The sequence below is a fragment of the Duganella sp. GW822-FHT06D06 genome, assembly GCF_058799615.1.
On sequence record NZ_JBXALQ010000056.1, the window covers coordinates 1 to 2,394 of the forward strand.

Consider the following 2,394-nt stretch of genomic DNA (forward strand, 5'->3'; position numbering starts at 1 on the left):
CCGCGTGCCGGCCGGCGCGGTCGACACCTTCGCCTGACCCCGCCGCGGCCGCGACCACCACCGGGATCGGCCACCCTGCCTCCCGGTTTTGTTGTTTGTTTCGCTACGGAAACCTCAAGCAGCGCCCGGATCGCCCTTCTTTTCGACGTATGCTATGCCGCAGTCCCAACCGATAATGACATAATGGCGTCATGATCCACTTCCGCACCATGCAAGGGCAATTTTGAAAGCGAACCCAAAAATGAAAGCCGATCAGAAAGTTGAAGCTGCGCCTAGCGGCGGCGGCAGCAAAAAACTGATCATCATCATCCTGGCGGTGGTGCTGGTATTGGGCGCGGCCGGCGGTGGTGCGGCCTGGTTCTTCTTGCATGGCAAAGCCGACGCCGGCGAGGAAGAGGCGCCGGCCAAGGGCAAGCACAAGAATGCCAAGAAGGCCAAGACCGGTCCGCCGGAATACGTGCCGGTCGAGCCGTTCACGGTCAACCTGCAACCGGGCGACAGCGGCGCCGACCAGTACCTGCAAATCGCCTTCACGCTGGAAGTGGGCGGGCTGGAAGAGAAGGAAAACGTCAAGAACAATATGGCCAAGGTGCGCAGCCGCATGCTGTTGCTGCTGTCGAGCAAGCGCGCCATGGACATCAATACGCCGGAAGGCAAGGTCCAGCTGGCCAAGGAAATCATCGGCCAGCTCAAGGAACCCTTCGAAGACCGCGGCGCGCCGCAGGACATCGAAGATGTGCTGTTCACCTCGTTTATCATTCAGTAAGTAGATCGTCATGGCTGATAATTTTCTCTCCCAGGAAGAAGTCGATGCCCTGCTCAAGGGCGTCAACGGCGACCAGGACGACGTCCAGGCGCAGGAAGACGTCGCGGGAGTACGCACCTACAACCTGGCCACCCAGGAGCGTATCGTCCGTGGGCGCATGCCGACGCTGGAGATTATCAACGAGCGCTTCGCCCGCCTGCTGCGGGTCGGCCTGTTCAACTTCCTGCGCCGCAGCGCCGAGGTGTCGGTCGGTTCGGTGCGGGTCTCCAAGTATTCCGAGTTCATCCGCAACCTGGTGGTGCCGACCAACCTGAACCTGGTGCACATGAAGCCGCTGCGCGGCACCGCGCTGATGGTGTTCGATCCGGGCCTGGTGTTCCTGCTGGTGGACAATCTGTTCGGCGGCGACGGCCGCTTCCACACCCGCGTCGAGGGCCGCGACTTCACCCAGACCGAGCAGCGCATCATCCTGCGCATCCTGGACATCGTGTTCGAGGCCTACACCAAGTCGTGGGAACCGGTGTATCCGGTCGAGTTCGAGTACATCCGCTCGGAAATGAATACCCAGTTCGCCAACATCGCCACCCCCAACGAGGTGGTGGTGGCGTCCACCTTCACGGTGGAGCTGGGCTCGGTCTCCGGCCAGATCCACTTCTGCATGCCGTACTCGATGATCGAGCCGATCCGCGATTCGCTGACCTCCAGCCTGCAGGGCGAGGCGCTGGAAGTGGACAAGCGCTGGATCCGCCTGATGACGCAGCAGATCCAGATCGCCGAGGTGGAAATCGTCGCCTCGCTGGGCACGGCCAAGGTCAATTTCGACGAGATCCTCAATATGCGCGTGGGCGACATCATCCCGCTGACCATCCCGGAACTGCTGTCGGCCACGGTCGACGGCGTGCCGGTCATGGATTGCAGCTACGGCGTGATGAATGGACAATACGCGCTCAAGGTGGAGAAATTGCTGGCCAATGCCGATAACATCAAATAACACCGGCGCAACCGCTGCCGGTGACCGCAATACAGGAGAGAAGCATGTCGGATAATCAAGACGATACGATGGACGACGATCCGTGGGGCGCGGCCATTGCCGAGCAAGCCCAGGCGGAAGCGGCCGCGTTGGAGAAACAGCAGTCGCAGGCCGCCAGCGCCGCCGTGTTCACGGATTTCTCCAGCACGCCGAGCAAGACCGAAACCCATAACGATATCGACTTCATCCTCGATATTCCGGTGCAGCTGACGGTCGAACTGGGCCGCACCAAGATCGCCATCAAAAACCTGCTGCAACTGGCGCAGGGCTCGGTGGTGGAGCTGGACGGCCTGGCCGGCGAGCCGATGGACGTGCTGGTCAACGGCTGCCTGATCGCCCAGGGCGAGGTGGTGGTGGTGAACGACAAGTTCGGTATCCGCCTGACCGACATCATCACGCCTTCCGAACGTATCCGAAAACTGAATAAATGAAGCACGCACTGAGCTCAACCCTGATCCTCGCGGCGGCCCTGGCCGCCGCGCCCGCAATGGCCCAGCGCAGCGTGTCGGGCACCATCGGCGGCCAGCACGCGGCCGGCGCCGGCCCGACGGCGGCCGCCACGCCGCCGGCCGCCACACCTGCCGCCACAACAGCCGCC

3 protein-coding genes are annotated in these 2,394 nt (G+C 62.4%); all 3 read left to right on the forward strand.

The window, feature by feature from the left end; all coding sequences use genetic code 11:
• Nucleotides 1–241: 241 nt before the first annotated feature.
• The 3 genes from fliL to fliN are packed head-to-tail and all read left to right on the forward strand — an operon-like array spanning nucleotide 242 to nucleotide 2,227.
• Complete coding sequence (gene fliL / locus AC1RMD_RS31145; protein ID WP_492932735.1) at nucleotides 242–766, forward strand: flagellar basal body-associated protein FliL; 525 nt, start codon at nucleotides 242–244, stop codon at nucleotides 764–766.
• A gap of 10 nt (nucleotides 767–776) precedes the next feature.
• Nucleotides 777–1,757 (forward strand): flagellar motor switch protein FliM, encoded by a 981-nt coding sequence (gene fliM, locus AC1RMD_RS31150; protein WP_008451348.1) that lies wholly within the window; start codon nucleotides 777–779, stop codon nucleotides 1,755–1,757.
• Between the two features lie 44 nt (nucleotides 1,758–1,801).
• Entirely contained in the window at nucleotides 1,802–2,227 is a 426-nt protein-coding gene (gene fliN / locus AC1RMD_RS31155) for a flagellar motor switch protein FliN (protein WP_026334169.1), read from the forward strand.
• The last annotated feature ends 167 nt before the right edge of the window (nucleotides 2,228–2,394 follow it).

Coding starts and splice junctions, on each gene's coding strand:
- fliN (WP_026334169.1), top strand. CDS start 1,802: ATGTCGGATAATCAAGACGATACGATGGACGACGATCCGTGGGGCGCG.
- fliL (WP_492932735.1), top strand. CDS start 242: ATGAAAGCCGATCAGAAAGTTGAAGCTGCGCCTAGCGGCGGCGGCAGC.
- fliM (WP_008451348.1), top strand. CDS start 777: ATGGCTGATAATTTTCTCTCCCAGGAAGAAGTCGATGCCCTGCTCAAG.